The organism is Desulfoscipio gibsoniae DSM 7213 (genome assembly GCF_000233715.2).
GTDB classification, from domain to species: Bacteria; Bacillota; Desulfotomaculia; order Desulfotomaculales; family Desulfallaceae; genus Sporotomaculum; species Sporotomaculum gibsoniae.
In genome coordinates, this window is record NC_021184.1 from 1,251,923 (window position 1) to 1,267,500 (window position 15,578).

A 15,578-nucleotide genomic window follows, 5' to 3' on the forward strand; every position below is an offset into this window, starting at 1 on the left:
TGCACACAAGTTCAAATAAGCTGACTTTATATCTTTGAGTTAATGTGATGCAATGGAGAAAAAAAATGGCCAAAAATTTGTTAAACAAACAAACAGTGCTGCAAGGTGCTCTGACTCTGACCGTTTCATGGATGATTATTAGAATTTTAGGCGCGGTTTACCGCATCCCTCTGGGCCGTTTACTGGGGGACGAGGGGTTGGGTATCTACGCTGTGCCCAATCAGATTTACCTGCTTTTTTTTACCCTTTCGTCGGCAGGCATACCGGTGGCCGTGGCCAGTATAGTATCCGAAAAAATGGCAATGGGTCACTACCGCGACGCACTGCGTACCTTTCGGGTGGCCCGGGCCGCCATGCTGGTGCTGGGCGTTGCTTTTTCACTGCTGCTGTTTTTCGGCGCGGGCTGGTTGATTGAACAAGGCCTGGTGCGCATACCCGAGGCCTACTTGGGCATGCGGGCCATTGCCCCGGTGATATTTTTTGCCGCCGTTACCGCTGCTTACAGGGGCCTTTTTCAGGGACTGCAAAATATGCGGGCCGTAGCTTACTCGCAATTGGCCGACCAGGTAATGCTGGTGGGGGCTACTTTACTGTTCAGTTACCTGCTGCTGCCACGGGGCTTGTCCGTCGCCGCCGCCGGGGCCAATCTGGGTGCTGTGCCCGGGGCGGTGGGAGCCACACTGATGCTGATTTTTCTATATCGCTGGCAGCGACGGGAAATGCTGGAGCTGGCCGAACAGGATTTGTCCGGGATCAGGGAGGGAACGCTGTCCCTGCTCAGGCGTATATTTAGCGTGGCGATACCGGTATCATTTGCTGCGGTGGCCATGTCCATTACCCACCTCATCGACCAATGGCTGATCATCGACCGGCTGCAGCTGGCGGGCTTCAGCCACCAGCAGTCTGTTGCCTTTTTCGGGCAATTTAACCAGATGGCTATGGCTTTTGTCAATATCTCCATCGCCTTGGCTGTTTCACTGGGTGCCAGTCTGGTGCCCGCAGTGGCGGAAGCCTTTGCCAAGCAAAATATGGAGCGTATCCGTTCCCAACTGGCCCAGGCGGTGCGGCTGGCTGTGCTGTTCGCCCTGCCGTCGGCGGTCGGCTTATATTTACTGGCCCCACAGTTAACCCAGTTGTTGTTTGCCGAAGCGGAGGCCGGGGTACCCTTGGCCGCTCTGTCCGCCGTGGTAATATTTTGGTCGGTGCATTTGGTTACGGCGGGGGCGCTGCAGGGCATGGGCAAAGCTATAGTGCCCGTGCGCAACCTGGTGCTGGGCATTGTATTTAAAATCGCCATTACCTACTACCTAACACCTACCCTGGGTATCCGGGCCGCCGCCTATGGCACCGTGGTTATCTTTTTAGTTTCCTCGCTGCTCAATGTAACAGTGCTGTCGCGTCTGGCGGGTATACGGTTTAACCTGTGGGAGACGCTGTCCCGGTCCGTGCCCGCTACGCTGATGATGTCCGCTGGTGTGCTGGCCACTTTTCGGGTGGCTGAGCTGGAAATGGGCGGCAATACCTGGCCCACCCTGCTGGCCGTAACGGCCGGTGCGGTGCTTTACCCCGCAGCCCTTTTGGTGCTGGGCGGTGTGCGGGCCGAAGATGTGCGCCGCCTACCCGGCGGTGGGCGGATAGCCGCTTTTTTGGAAAGGATAGGGCGGGGTTAGTTGAGATGTGCAGTTTAATCAAGGCAAGCCCTCTTTGGCTATTTTTTCAGCCAGCTCATTTAGGTAAACCCATCTTTCCAATTTCTCTTTGAGCTGTCTTTCCAATTCATCCTTTTCGGTTACTAACTGCTGTAAAAGAACGTAATCGATGGCGGCCTCGTTAATTTGAATTTGCAACAGCTTTATTTTATCTTCCAGTCCGGCGATGATATCATCTATTTCAGCATATTCCTTTTGTTCATGATAAGTAAATTTAAGCGGCTTTGTCTTTTTTCTTCCCTTTTGATTATCCCGCTGATTCTTCCGCTGTTTTGAGGAAACAACATTATCTATAACATTATTTTTTGCTTGATCCACGGTCTGATCGCTGCATTTAGCCTGGTAATCCGAATAGTTGCCGGTGTATTGCCCAATATGTCCGTTTCCCTCAAAGGATAAAATCTTTTCCGCCATGCGGTCCAAAAAATACCTGTCGTGGGAAACAGCTATCACCGCCCCGTTAAAGTCGTCGAGGTAATCTTCCAAAATGGCCAGCGTTGATATATCCAGGTCATTGGTAGGTTCGTCCAACAGCAGTATATTGGGCGCTTCCATTAGCACTCTGAGTAAATGCAGCCTTCTTTTTTCCCCGCCGGAAAGCTTTTCAATCAGACTCCATTGCAGGGTGGGGGGAAATAAAAACCTTTCCAGCATTTGTGATGCGCTTATTTTATGTCCCTCGCTTGTGCTTAAAAACTCCGCCCCTTCTTTAATATATTCGATAACTCTTAAACTGCCGTCGATATGCTGAATTTCCTGGGAGTACAGCCCCATTTTAACCGTTTCCCCTATGTCTGCCGTGCCGCTGTCCGGCTGCACGATGCCGTAAATAATGTTTAATAGAGTTGACTTGCCGCTGCCGTTGGGACCAATGATACCTACCCGGTCATTCCTTGCTAGCTTAAAGCTAAAATTATCTATTACCCTGGTGCCGGCAAAGGATTTACAAACCTGCTCCAGCTCAATAGTTTTCTTGCCCAGACGGCTGGAGGCCACTGATATTTGCAGCTTCTCATCCCTTTGGCCGGCGGTCTGAGCGTTTAGCCTGTGGTAGCGGTCTATTCTAGCTTTTTGCTTGGTGGTTCTGGCTTTGGCTCCCTTTTTGAGCCAGGCCAGTTCTTTTTTAAGCAACCGCTGTCTTTTGCGCTCGGTGGCCTGCTCCATTTCTTCCCGTTCAATCTTTTTCTCCAAATAATAGCTGTAGTTGCCTTTGTACAGGTAAAGACTGCCTTTGTCCAGTTCAATAATCTGGTTCACCACCCGGTCCAAGAAATACCGGTCATGGGTAATCATCAGCAGGGAGCCTTTTCTTTTATTCAGATATTGTTCCAGCCAATTAATGGCCTCATTGTCCAGATGGTTGGTTGGTTCATCTAAAACAAGTAAATCCGCAGGGTTTAACAGCGCTGCCGCCAGCGCGACCCTTTTTTTCCGCCCGCCGGATAAGGTGTCTATGGGAGCATTATAATCACTTATGCCCAGCCTGGTCAGGATGGACTGCGCTTCACTTTCCAGGTTCCAGGCGTTTAAAGCATCCATGTCGCGGGTTAATTTCAAAACCTGCTCATCTGAAGTGCCCGGGTTACCCAGGGCTGTTGTGTATTCCCTGATTAACTTCATTAAAGGGCTATCACCTTTGAAGACCTGCTCCAGTACAGTAGCCCGGGCGTCAAAATCGGGATTTTGGGACAGGTAAGCTATTTGCATCGCACTTCCTTTGGTCACCTGTCCTTCGTCCGCTTTCTCCACCCCGGCAATAATTTTAAGCAGCGTGGATTTACCGGTACCGTTAATACCGATTAAACCCAGCTTGTCACCTTCGCTGATACTAAGATTAATATGATTGAGCAGTTTTTTATCACTATAGCTTTTGGAGATATTTTCAGCGGTTAATAAACTCATCTTGCATCCTTTCTAATGATTATTGCATAACAAGGCTTGTGCGGGGGTAATTAATATAGCCTGTCCGAATTAGGAACTTAAACAGACAGGCTAAATAATTGATAGTATCATCTACTATTGAAATTACCTGGTAACAACTGCCGGTATTTTAAAGCGATTTTTGAATATTACCATTGTAATAATACTTATAATGCGGGCTGCCTTATCGCCGGTTTCTAAACAGTGGGCTTTCTAAAAGGTATAACCTTGCCTCCATTGGTGGGCCTGGGTGCTTTTGTTGGGCAGGATTGACAGCCACCGTTACAGCCGGATTTGAAGCCGACAAATACCTTGCGCCAGGACACCTGCCACTTGTCCTCCACTTGTTCAATCCTGGTCTCTACTTCATATTGAGGACCACGCGGGTCACTGGCTAATCTAGATTCTGTAGTAGCTACAATATTGGCTGTTTTTAACGCTTTTTCCTTAGTATCAAACAAAGACTGTAAAGTTATCCATTCCATAATCAATCGCTCCCTTGGTAAACATATTTCTCTATCTATCATAACCGATAATTATGAACCACTTCAATGTGTATCCAAAATACTGGCCGTTGTTTATAACCGGTGTCTATTGGCGGTATGCTGTTAAACGTTTCGAATTTTTAATTGTAGGATCTCAAAACCAGCAGCACATAGTTAGCCCGACTGCCAATAAAAGCCCGAAAATAGTATTGGTCTGGGCGGTCGCTTGCATGGCCGGCATCATTTCCACCGCGCGGCTTTTGCCACGAAAGCCGCTAACGGCTTGTCGGGCTTTGGTAATACTGACCAGAGCCAGTAAGGCCCACGGTGAAATTATGCTCAAGAGCACCAGCCCGGTAATCCAGAGATAGGAGAAGGTAAATAAAGCTGCGAGAAGTGTAATTGCATTACTTCTACCAAGCAGTATGGGTATAGTGCGGCGGCCTTTAGCCCGGTCACCGTCAAGGTCCCGGATATTGTTTGATAACAAAATACTTCCGATAAGTACAGCAATAGGAACAGAAACCAGCACACTCTCCAAACTTATCGTATTGGTTTGGATAAAGAAAGAAATAAGGATAATGGTCGTACCCATTAAAATTCCGGATAGAAGTTCCCCCAGGGGAGAATAGGCAATTGGGTAAGGCCCGCCGGTATAAAGGTAACCGGCAGCCATGCAAACAAGACCCACAGCTGCAAGCCACCAACTGCTTGCGGCGCAAATGTAGATCCCCGCGATAATGGACAGGGCGTAAAAGGCTATCGCAATATACAATACCGTAGACGCTTGAACGCCGTCACGGACAATGGTACCGCCTATGCCTACAGATTCCGGAGTGTCCAATCCCTTTACATAATCATAGTATTCATTAAACATATTAGTGGCTGACTGAATGAGCAGCGACGCTAACAGCATGACCAAAAACAGTGGAATATTAACTTGTCCGGCTTTAAGAGCCAGTGCTGTACCTACTGAGACAGGAACAAAGGCGGCTGTCAGAGTATGGGGGCGTAACAGCCTCCACCATACCTGCCAGTTTGCCTTTTTTGGCTGTTTTTTCATTGGTTTTGCCTTTCGGTTTATGAAAATGAAGAAAAACAATCATCAGCATGGTGCCGATTACTACTGGCAGTTTTACCCTCCATCCACCCAATGCTGTAATAGTACCTGTGATCAAAGGGTGGAGCAAAAGGTTTTATTTCACATCTAATTCCATAGCTTGCCTCTCCAATTATCAACGTTATCTAATTATAACACTTTTGCAGGGACGCTGATGGATAAAACAGTACAGCTATCGCTAACAATAACTTTCGCATAAAAACACCATCCTAACTTTAAACGCCAGGGCAACTGTTGGTTACAGCCGGGCATTTTTTTATTTTTAAGCCTTATGATCGCTTAAAATTAAGACGTACCAGGTGTTAAAAAGTTCGCTTGTGGATAAATAAACGATATAAAGGTTTTATAATGCGGCATGTTTACTAAATGTTAAATTAAGCGCAGTATCTATTGTTCAGTAACTTATCAGCTGCTAAATGAATAATATGGGAAAAACGTAATAAGATTGGATAGATATGGATTGCCACAATCTATCTTGATTTGGCACAATCATTGGTAAAGGGGGGCTTTAATCTGAGCATTTTTTTATTTGCTGGACTTTTATTTCAAAGGGGGGCAGTAACGTATGCAGGTGAAAAAATTAAATAAGTTAAGCCTGTCTTTAGTATTGCTATTCGTGTTGTCCCTTTTTGTAGGGATGTATGCAGCATTTGCCGGCGTGTGCCTCCAGCCGGCGGTGAACTACCCGGTGGGAAACAATCCTAACGGCATCGCTGCGGCGGACTTTAACAATGACGGTGACGTGGATCTGGCGACGACAAACTTGTTGGACGATGATATATCAATCCTGTTGGGTAATGGAGATGGCACCTTCGGTGAGGCCACTAACTTTCTGGTGGGGAGTTACCCCCGTGGCATCAGCGCGGCAGATTTTAATAACGATGGCAGCGTGGACCTGGCAGTGATAAATACCCTAAATGATAATGTCTCCATTTTGTTGGGTGACGGCACCGGCAGTTTCGGATCGGTCACTAACTTTCCTGCTGGGGCTCTTCCCATAGGCATTACCGCGGCGGACTTTAATAATGACAACAATGTGGATCTTGCGGTAACAGGCCTGAGTGACAATGTTTCCATTCTTCTTGGTAACGGAGACGGCAGTTTCGGGGCGGCTACCGACTTTCCGGTGGGACATTCTCCTTTTAGCATCACTGCGGCGGACTTTGACAACGACGGTAATGTGGATTTGGCTACGGCAAATAATCTTGATAATAACGTTTCCGTACTGCTGGGCAACGGTACGGGCAATTTTGCTCCGGTCGCCGGCTCTCCTTTCGCGGCGGGGATTGGTCCCTTTAGCATCACTTCGGCGGACTTTGATAATGATAATAATGTCGACCTGGCGGTAACAAATATTAATGATAATACCGTTTCCGTACTGCTGGGCGACGGTAACGGCAATTTTGCTTCAGCTGCCCGCTCTCCTTTTCTGGTGGGCGATGGGCCTATAGGTATGACCGCAGCAGACTTTGACAATGACAGCAACGTGGACCTGGCGGTAGCTAACTCCAGCGACTCAGATGTATCAATCCTGCGGGGTAATGGAAAAGGTGATTTTAGGGTGGTCACTATCTTCCCGGTGGGGGATTTTCCTTTTGGCATCACCGCGGCGGACTTTGAAGGTGGCGGCAAGTATGGACTGGCCACGGCAAATGCTGATTCTAACAATGTCTCTGTCTTGCTGCAGGAAGTGTACGGTTGTAATAACACTACTAACTCAGCTACCAGGAAATAAGAAGGCACCTTTTAAACTAATGACAACCAGACAGCGTATAATGAATTTCTATAAGGCACTCCATCTTAAGATAAGAGGGGTGCTCTTTATATTTTTTTATTCAAAAAGACTGAGGTAATCTTTATAGCCTTCTTTATCTAAATCTTCCTTAGGAATAAATCGTAATGATGCCGAGTTGATGCAATAACGTAAACCCGTTGGGGCCGGGCCGTCATCAAATACATGGCCCAGATGGGAGTCGGCATCTTTGCTTCTAACCTCTGTGCGGGTCATGTTATGGCTTTTGTCTAGATGCTCTTTTATATTGTCAAAATGGAGCGGCTTGGTGAAACTGGGCCACCCGCACCCCGAATCGTACTTATCAAGGGAACTAAACAGTGGCTCGCCGGAAACGACATCCACATATATGCCATCTTGCTTATTATCCCAGTATTCATTGTTGAAAGGTGGCTCGGTGGCGTTGCACTGGGTTACCTCATATTGAATTTTACTTAGCCTTTCCTTAAGTAATTCCCGGTCTGTGTTTTTATCCCAGTGCTTTTGTATAAAGCTTTCACGTCCTGAGCCCCTGCGATAAATGCCGTAGTGCACAGGGTTCTTTTGATGGTAGTTTTGATGGTATTCTTCGGCGGGATAAAAGCGGGAGGCCTTGATTATTTGCGTGGCAATTGGCAGTTCAAAATGGCCGCTTTCTTCAATTGCCCTTTTAGATGCTTCGGCCTTTTGCTTTTGTGTCAAGCTATGATAGAAAATTGCGGTTTGGTAAGATGTGCCACGGTCGGCAAATTGGCCCCCTGGATCGGTTGGGTCGATTTGGCGCCAGTAAGTATCCAGTAATTTTTCATATGAGCACAAGTCAGGATTGAAAGCTATTTGTACAGCCTCATAATGTCCCGTTGTATTTGAGCAGACTTCTTCGTATGTGGGAGATTCTTTATGCCCACCTGTATAACCGGAAACTACCTTTACAACTCCCGGTATTTGCTGAAAAGGGGCCACCAGGCACCAAAAACAGCCGCCCGCGAAGGTGGCCAGTTCCAAACGTTGTTTTTCTTTTTCTATATTGACCAATTAAATCACCCCACCTGTTTTTATTAACATAATACTGCGACGATATGTGATTTTTTATGCCTATCCCTGGTGCCTTAAAATGTTACCTTTGAGTTTTCAGGTTGTTTGGAAATTGGTAAGTAGCCCTAAGTACTCATCCGGTGGGAAAAAACATTAACATTGTGACAAATATAGTTGACAAAATGTTAATTAGGGCTTGCTGAATTGAACAAAAACCTAATAAAATCAAGGATTTAGGAGCATATTTGTCGAAATTAGATGCATGGAAATTGCGGTAAAGATTGCAAAAACCGTGCACCTGGAGGCAAAAAAATGTTCCGTAAAGTGGAAAACCAATATTATCTTGAAGAATTTATACTACCATTTGAAGGCAAATTGAGAGCTGATAACCGCTGGGTAAAACTGGCTAAAATTATCCCCTGGGAAAGCATTGAAGAACGCTATGCCAATCTTTTTCCCAGCAACCGTGGACAGTTGGCTAAACCCGTCAGAATGGCCCTTGGTGCTTTAATCATTAAAGAGAAATGTGGCTACAGCGACCGTGAAACAGTGGAGCAGATCACTGAGAATCCGTACTTGCAATTTTTCATCGGTCTAAGAGAATATCAAGATCGGCCACCATTTGACCCTTCCCTAATGGTTCATTTTCGTAAGCGTTTTGGCTCTGAAACATTAAAAGATATCAACGAAGAAATCTGCCGTGCTGCCAAAAAAGCGGAAGATAAAAAGAATGACGATGACAACAAGCCCGAACTGCCCTCAGGTGGCAATAAAACGAGATCCGAGGAACCCGACAAACCAGAAAGGAAAGCTTCTTCCTTTGAGGTATATCCGGCAAATAAAGGCAAACTTATCCTGGATGCCACCTGTGCCCCGGCAGACATACGCTACCCTACGGACCTATCCTTGCTTAACGAAGCCAGGGAAAAGTTGGATAACATTATTGACCTCGTGCACAAGACTCTTGGTAAGCCCGGCAGAAGACCGCGTACTTATCGACAAATAGCTCGTAAAGCCTACCTAAACATTGTTCACAACAGAAAACCTGGTAAGAAAGCTATCCGAAAAGCCGTCGGTAAACAGTTGCGCTTTGTGAGTCGTAATCTGCGTGCTGTGGACCATCTGCTTGCTATAGCCGGTGATAATCATGGCCTAAGTCGGAAATATCAGGAAACATTGCGCACCATACGTATGGTCTACGAACAGCAACTCTACATGTATACACACCGCACTCACAAGATAAATGATCGTATTGTCAGCATCAGCCAGCCGCATGTGCGTCCCATTGTTCGGGGTAAAGTCACTGCCGATACCGAGTTCGGTGCCAAAGTCGCCATTAGCATTGTAGACGGCTACGCGTATATGGAAACGCTGAGTTGGGACGCCTTCAATGAAGGGATAACCTTAATTGAATCAGTGGAATGTTACCGCCAAAAGTACGGGTACTACCCTGAAGCCGTCCTAGCCGACAAGATATACCGAAATAGGGGAAACTTGCGTTACTGCGAAGAATGTGGCATACGACTCAGTGGGCCAAGGCTAGGGAGACCACTGGTTGATAAAATGCTACAGAAAGAACAGAATCGCTTGGAACGGCAGGACGCTAGCGAACGTAATGCTGTAGAGGGAAAATTCGGCGAAGCCAAGCGGCACTATGGTTTGGGTCGTATTATGGCACGCTTGAAAGAGACCGCAGAAAGCGTAATCTGTCTGCAGTTCCTGGTGATGAACTTGGAGCATAGACTCCGTGTTCTTTTGTTCTATTTTCTGCGACATCTATTTCAATCTAATCTGGCACCGGGGAGACTATCATTATTGTGTTTTAGTTGAAATAAGGATCGGTTCAGCAATCCCTAATTAAACCTTACATTATGGGTAGTCACTTTTGCAAAGGGGTTGCCTTATATGTTGCAAAACCGGGTAAAAGAATTAAGGGCAAGACATAATTTTAACCAGTCTGAATTAGGAAAATTGGTAGGGGTAACTCGCCAAACCATTGGTATGATTGAAAAAGGAGACTATGCACCATCTGTCGCTTTGGCACTCAAAATTTCGAAAGCATTTCAAGTACCTTTAGAAGAAGTTTTTTGGCTGGATGAGGAGGAAAAACAATGATTGAACGGTTTTTGCGTTCGCCATTTACGATGTGCTTATTTTTAGTAGGGATGGGTCTTATATATGCATTTGGTATAGTAACTGAAAGACGCGGATATCCTTTTCTATTTATCGTAATTGGTTTTGCTTTGTTTACAGTAACTTATTTTGGATTGATGTTGTACTACAACTATAAATATCCGACCAGAAAAATTCCTATTTTTACTTATATCCCTTATGAGCTTAAGGAGGAAGACGAGGGACATCAATACTTTACGTATCGTGCATGCAGAAAAGTATATATTTATTATTATTTTGCCATTCCCATTTCGATTGGACTCATTATTGTTTTTAGAGAAATTGAATGGATGCCTGTATTTTTACTGGTAGCATTAGGGCTGGGCCAGTACTTTACTTATTGGTCGGAAATTAAGAAATTGAACGATTAAATCAACCCAAAGAGGTGATGAAACTTTGGTGTCTTATTTATTAGTTTTTATATTAGCTGCCATCCCTTTACTTGAACTGGTCACTGTGGTGCCATTGGCTATAATTGGAGGATTGCCGCCGGTGCCTGTAAGTATAATGGGGTTTTTAGGAAATGCATTGACAGTTATTCTTTTAATTGTTTTTGTTGATAGGGTAAAAGTATGGATGAAGGCAAGAAAAAAGAAACGTAAGGAAGTAACAGAGCACATTGGAGAAGAGTATAAGAGCAGTGAAGAAGCTATAGCGGAACAGGGTTCGAAAAAGGAAAAACGGGCAAGGGTTCTTTTTAACAAATATGGTTTACCTGGATTGATGATTTTAGGTCCGATTATCGTAGGTTCCCACATTACCGCCTTTATGGGAATGAGCTTTGGGTCAAAAAGACGATCGGTATCCGGTTGGATGCTTGTTAGTTTAGGATTATGGACAATTGTATCCGCTGTTGCGGCCAGTTATGGGGTGACTTTTTTAATCCCGAATGTGGAGGAAAATGGTTTTTTTATTCGCCTGTTCCAGTAATATATGTGTAACGTTCAATTTTATTAAGTGCATACTTAATAACCCTACTCAAGCTAAAGAATCATTGCACAGCATTGTTCTTGTGTTTTATTCTTTAGTGACGAACTTATACAGACTCCAAAGAACATAAAGATTATATGGGTGATGAGCCACCAATTCTTTTGCTTTATTTTTAATTTATTTTCCCTAAATTTATCGATAAGCAGAGTAAGACCGGTTATAACTAGAAGCACAACGATTATAGTTAATCCACCAATAAAAAGATCCATTTTGTTACTCCTTTACCTCTATAATTTTTGATTTGATTAATTATAAACGCTAGATTATCGATGATTCTTCTGTGATATAACTTCATTCAACCTCCCGAAGCATTTTTTCAATAGATGCTACTCGAACGCGTAAACCGGTAGATCCTTCCTGGAGGTAACCAAAGCTGACTGCATCTACAATAATAATATTTTGAGCATGGCTTATTTCCTCCAGGTAAATGATTATAGAAGTTCCCACCTCTAATATGGCTGTCCCTGGCAACCATTTTTGCTTTTAAGTTTATTAACCGCTAAACACCCAGGCCATCATCTGACATAATTAAATTACCTAAACCCAGCACCAGGACCTGATATTGCAAATTTTTCATAATATAGCTTATGCGATAAGCTTGTTTTTTGAACTTTTTATAACTGCCCAGAACATATTTATATTAATAAATATTTTTTTCGGGGGAGTTACTTATGAAAAAAGAAAAATTTAGCGAACTTTGCCGCAGTTTAGCTCAAAGTAAAGAGCACGAGCTTACCCGGGCTATATTACCTATTGTTAAAAAGCAGATGTTAAAAAACAATAAAAGCAAGTTGCCTGTAATATGGCTCGAGACAAACGACAGCGGGGATAACAACATTTCCTTTATGAATACAACCTTCCCTTATCTGGGCCAGGTTTTATCCGATATGATTGATCTGCTTTACAGTAATACCTTTATGGCTGCCCAGGGTCCGGATGCGCTTAACATTTTAAATCAAGTTTCTTCGCTGTACCGAAGCAGGTTTACGCTCGTTGTTGAGGGCGCCATCCCCTTAAACAGTAACGGCTTATTTTGCTCTATCGCCCTGACTCCAAACAGGCCCGTCACCGCGCTTGAAGCAGTAACAACCCTGGGAAATCAAGCCCAATACGTGGTGGCCATCGGCACCTGCGCCAGTTTTGGAGGAGTAACAGCTGCCCGGCCCAATATCACAGGAAGTGTTGGTGTCAGGGATGTGCTGTCTTCCAGAAAAGTTATTAACGTCAGCGGCTGTCCCGTAAATCCCGACTGGTTTGTGGGAACCTTGGCCCACCTTTTGATGTACGGCCTGCCTGAGCTGGACAAATTAAACAGGCCGAATTTATTTTACGAGTACACTATCCACCGGCACTGCCAGCGCCGCTCATATTTTGACAATAAAGACTTCGCGGAAAAACTGGGAGATATTGAATGCATGTTTTCCCAGGGCTGTGTCGGGCCTAGAACCAACGCTGACTGCCCTTACAGGCAGTGGGTTAATTACGTCAGCTGGCCGGTAAAGGCAAATACACCCTGTATTGGCTGCACAAATGAAGATTTTCCCGACGCCTCTACACCGTTTTTTATGCCATTAAACGAAAAGGTAAGCAGCCGGGCACCTCAAGTATTGTTCAAGGGAAAGGAGTTAAGTGATGAGTAAACAGCGGGTAATGTTCAGCCCTGTTACCCGGTTAAGCGGCCTGTTGTCAGTAGATGCCGTACTGGAAAAGGGTAAAATTATTGATGCTAAAGCCAGCAGTACCATGTTCAGGGGCTTTGAGCAGCTCATGCGGGACAGGAAAGTCACTGACGCAGTGTATTTAACCCAAAGGGTATGCGGTATTTGTTCACTGGCCCACGGCGCAGTAGCCAGCTATTTGCTGGATGAGATCTATGACAACAACCTTTCCGAAAACGCCCAGTATCTGCGTAATGTTATGTATGCCGCTGAATTCCTGCAGAACCACATAAGGCATTTTTATTTATTTAGTATGCCTGACTTTGTGAAAATGCCGGAACGGCCTCCGTTTCAAGGGCAAAACCTCACCGACGCCCGGTTAAACCCGGAGGATAATCAAAGATTAGTTGGCCACTATTTTGAGGCGATTAAGGCCGCCCAAAGGGCCCATGAGATCGTTGCGCTGTTCGGCGGCAAGGCCCCGCACCAGCACAGTTTTCTGCATGGTGGTGTAACGGTTGCCCCAACGGCAGACAATGTCAACCGGGCTGTGTTTTTGCTGGATGCAATCTGCAATTTCGTTAAAAGCTGCCTGGTGCCTGATACCGAATTAATAGCTAAAGTATACCACGACTACTTTAAAATAGGAATTACGCCCAGGCGCCTGCTTTCCTTCGGACTATTCAGATTCGGCCTCAAAAACGAGGTTTACTATTTTAAAGGCGGGGTACTGGAAGGAAATAATTTATCATTACCCAGATTGGATTTAATCAGCGAAAGTATTACAAACTCCTGGTTTGCAATGAATAACGGTGATTTACAGCCTGACCCCCATAAGGCCAGAGCTTATTCTTATGTGATTGCGGCAAAATATGCCGGGCAGTACTTTCAAGTGGGGCCGCTGGCCCGGATGATCATCAACGGTCGCTACAACGGGGGCACTTCAACGATGGACCGGATCTATGCCCGGACTATCGAAACACTGCTCATTACTGAATTAATGCGTGATTGGCTGATGAGACTACAGCCGGGCCCTCCTCCATTAGCACAAAAAGATACACCTATTAAGACACAGGCAACATCAGTTGTTGATTCCATGCGGGGTTGTCTCCTGCACAGCGCTATCATTCAGGATGATCAAGTAGTCAAATATAATATAATAACCCCTACCTGTTGGAATTTTTCACCCAGGGATGCATATGGCCAGTACAGCCCGGTTGAAAGCGCACTTATTGGAACAGAGATCCCCCGCCCAGATTTAACCTACACCATACTGGGTCGCACCGTTCGTTCCTTTGACCCTTGCTTAAACTGCGGCACACATGTTTTAGATCTAAAAGGAAACGTAAAACAAGAATTGATGATTTGACAAATTAGAAACCGCATTGATGTTCAGAATTCGGGAAGATGGAAGGACCTTGGAGATGGAGCCATAAACGAAATCCCTTGCAAACTTGGGGCGCTGGATGAAAACTTTGCTGAGAATATGAATGTTAAGGTGAGTGTCTGAACGATTAAGCCATAGTACAACATTGGATATCTATTCTCACGTAACTCCGGGGATGCAACGGGAGGCAGCAAACAAGCTAGAACAGCTCTTGAGCGAAGAAGCGCAATAATTGTAAATATATGGCGCGTGACCAATCCGTGACCAATACGCGCATATTAAAGACTAATGGCAAGGTCTCCCAATCTCGGAAGCCTTGCCATTACTGCATTTACTGGAGCCGACGGTCGGATTTGAACCGACGACCTGCGCATTACGAGTGCGCTGCTCTACCCCTGAGCCACGCCGGCAGATTAATTAATGCAAAGCTTATGATACCTTTTTTAGGCCTGAATGTCAACCACCTCTTGCCTTGAAGTCTAATTCACCAGCGTGAAATTATTTGTCTGGCTAAATTTATCACTAATTTTTAGTAAGATAAAGTTTGAATAGCGTATTTGATGACCTCGTTTGCGGATATTAAAAATGGTATTATTTAACACAAATAATTTTTTATTTAACAGTCATAATATTAACGTAAGGTTCGTAATGGCCGAGCCAAGATTGTTGCAAGGTCTTAAGGGCTTTGTAACAGTCGGCCAAAGGTTAATACCGGGTCTGGTCGGCTCGATATTAGCCGGCGGGCAGATTGGTAAGTGTTCCGGCAGGCTGTATGGCAGTCTAAAACGATTGTCATATGGTCGTAAGGGATGTTTACCGGTCGAGCTAAGATTATTATGGGTGCCGATATCAATTGCCCTACCCGCGTGTTGATTGTTTGGGTTTGCAGTAGTCGAGAGATTGCTGCAGGCTCATTAGGTATCCATAATAGTCGAGCAAAGATCATTATGGGTGTCGTAATGGTTCATGGCAGCCGAAAGGTTGTCATGGGCTGTGTAGATACTCATGATGGTTGTAGCGCAGGTCATTACGGGCTTATAACATAGAAACCCTTTTCCTTGAGGAAAAGGGTTTCTTACTGGGGGAGTTAGAACTATTTGTGGACAAAATTAATCTATAAATGATATAATATCAATGATATAATATCATAGTAAAATTTAAATAGTGCCCAGGGTGCCTTATTAAAGGGTAAAAGGGAACCAGGTGTAATTCCTGGACGGTCCGGCCACTGTAAATGGAGAGCTGCTTTCGTAAAGCCACCAGAATGCTGTTTTGGGAAGGCGAAAGACGGTGATGACCCATGAGTCAGGAAACCTGCCCGGGTAGTTGTA

At 45.2% G+C, this 15,578-nt stretch carries 13 protein-coding genes, 1 tRNA gene and 1 riboswitch (1 of these 15 cut by a window edge); of the genes, 8 read left to right on the forward strand and 6 right to left on the reverse strand.

The window, feature by feature from the left end:
* Positions 1–65: 65 nt before the first annotated feature.
* A complete protein-coding gene (locus tag DESGI_RS05750) occupies positions 66–1,670 on the forward strand; it encodes a putative polysaccharide biosynthesis protein (protein WP_006523757.1) in 1,605 nt (534 codons plus the stop codon).
* 18 nt (positions 1,671–1,688) lie between these two features.
* Here the strand turns inward: DESGI_RS05750 and DESGI_RS05755 are convergent, their stop codons facing one another.
* The 3 genes from DESGI_RS05755 to DESGI_RS05765 form a co-directional block, all read right to left on the reverse strand.
* Positions 1,689–3,611 (reverse strand): ABC-F family ATP-binding cassette domain-containing protein, encoded by a 1,923-nt coding sequence (locus tag DESGI_RS05755; RefSeq protein WP_006523758.1) that lies wholly within the window; start codon positions 3,609–3,611, stop codon positions 1,689–1,691.
* 215 nt (positions 3,612–3,826) lie between these two features.
* Complete coding sequence (locus DESGI_RS05760; RefSeq protein WP_006523759.1) at positions 3,827–4,114, reverse strand: hypothetical protein; 288 nt, start codon at positions 4,112–4,114, stop codon at positions 3,827–3,829.
* 154 nt (positions 4,115–4,268) lie between these two features.
* On the reverse strand, positions 4,269–5,177 hold the full coding sequence (locus DESGI_RS05765; RefSeq protein WP_006523760.1) for a 1,4-dihydroxy-2-naphthoate polyprenyltransferase: 909 nt from the start codon (positions 5,175–5,177) through the stop codon (positions 4,269–4,271).
* Between the two features lie 622 nt (positions 5,178–5,799).
* Here DESGI_RS05765 and DESGI_RS05770 point away from each other — a divergent pair.
* A complete protein-coding gene (locus DESGI_RS05770; RefSeq protein ID WP_006523761.1) occupies positions 5,800–6,969 on the forward strand; it encodes an FG-GAP repeat domain-containing protein in 1,170 nt (389 codons plus the stop codon).
* Positions 6,970–7,065: 96 nt separating this feature from the next.
* Here the strand turns inward: DESGI_RS05770 and msrB are convergent, their stop codons facing one another.
* The gene (gene msrB / locus DESGI_RS05775) at positions 7,066–8,040 is read right to left on the reverse strand and encodes a peptide-methionine (R)-S-oxide reductase MsrB (protein ID WP_006523762.1); all 975 of its coding nucleotides are present in this window, start codon (positions 8,038–8,040) and stop codon (positions 7,066–7,068) included.
* 312 nt (positions 8,041–8,352) lie between these two features.
* On the opposite strand from msrB, the gene DESGI_RS05780 reads away from it, so the two are divergent.
* The 4 genes from DESGI_RS05780 (at position 8,353) to DESGI_RS05795 (ending at position 11,142) form a co-directional block, all read left to right on the forward strand.
* Positions 8,353–9,870 carry an IS5 family transposase gene (locus DESGI_RS05780; protein WP_006523763.1) on the forward strand — a complete coding sequence of 506 codons (1,518 nt, stop codon included), beginning with the start codon at positions 8,353–8,355 and terminating at the stop codon, positions 9,868–9,870.
* 75 nt (positions 9,871–9,945) lie between these two features.
* Entirely contained in the window at positions 9,946–10,155 is a 210-nt protein-coding gene (locus DESGI_RS05785) for a helix-turn-helix transcriptional regulator (RefSeq protein ID WP_006523764.1), read from the forward strand.
* A complete protein-coding gene (locus DESGI_RS05790) occupies positions 10,152–10,583 on the forward strand; it encodes a hypothetical protein (RefSeq protein ID WP_006523765.1) in 432 nt (143 codons plus the stop codon). Before DESGI_RS05785 ends, DESGI_RS05790 begins: the two co-directional genes overlap by 4 nt.
* An 85-nt stretch (positions 10,584–10,668) precedes the next feature.
* Complete coding sequence (locus tag DESGI_RS05795) at positions 10,669–11,142, forward strand: small multi-drug export protein (RefSeq protein ID WP_157872888.1); 474 nt, start codon at positions 10,669–10,671, stop codon at positions 11,140–11,142.
* Positions 11,143–11,195: 53 nt separating this feature from the next.
* Here the strand turns inward: DESGI_RS05795 and DESGI_RS05800 are convergent, their stop codons facing one another.
* Positions 11,196–11,411 carry a hypothetical protein gene (locus tag DESGI_RS05800; RefSeq protein WP_006523767.1) on the reverse strand — a complete coding sequence of 72 codons (216 nt, stop codon included), beginning with the start codon at positions 11,409–11,411 and terminating at the stop codon, positions 11,196–11,198.
* 462 nt (positions 11,412–11,873) lie between these two features.
* Between DESGI_RS05800 and DESGI_RS05810 the strand changes: the two genes are divergently transcribed.
* On the forward strand, positions 11,874–12,842 hold the full coding sequence (locus DESGI_RS05810; protein ID WP_006523768.1) for a hydrogenase small subunit: 969 nt from the start codon (positions 11,874–11,876) through the stop codon (positions 12,840–12,842).
* Positions 12,835–14,229 carry a nickel-dependent hydrogenase large subunit gene (locus tag DESGI_RS05815; RefSeq protein ID WP_006523769.1) on the forward strand — a complete coding sequence of 465 codons (1,395 nt, stop codon included), beginning with the start codon at positions 12,835–12,837 and terminating at the stop codon, positions 14,227–14,229. The genes DESGI_RS05810 and DESGI_RS05815 overlap by 8 nt, the downstream gene beginning before the upstream one ends.
* 353 nt (positions 14,230–14,582) lie before the next feature.
* Here the strand turns inward: DESGI_RS05815 and DESGI_RS05820 are convergent.
* A tRNA-Thr gene (locus DESGI_RS05820) sits at positions 14,583–14,657 on the reverse strand.
* A 744-nt stretch (positions 14,658–15,401) separates the two neighbouring features.
* Positions 15,402–15,578, forward strand: a riboswitch (cobalamin riboswitch); it runs 5 nt beyond the window's last position.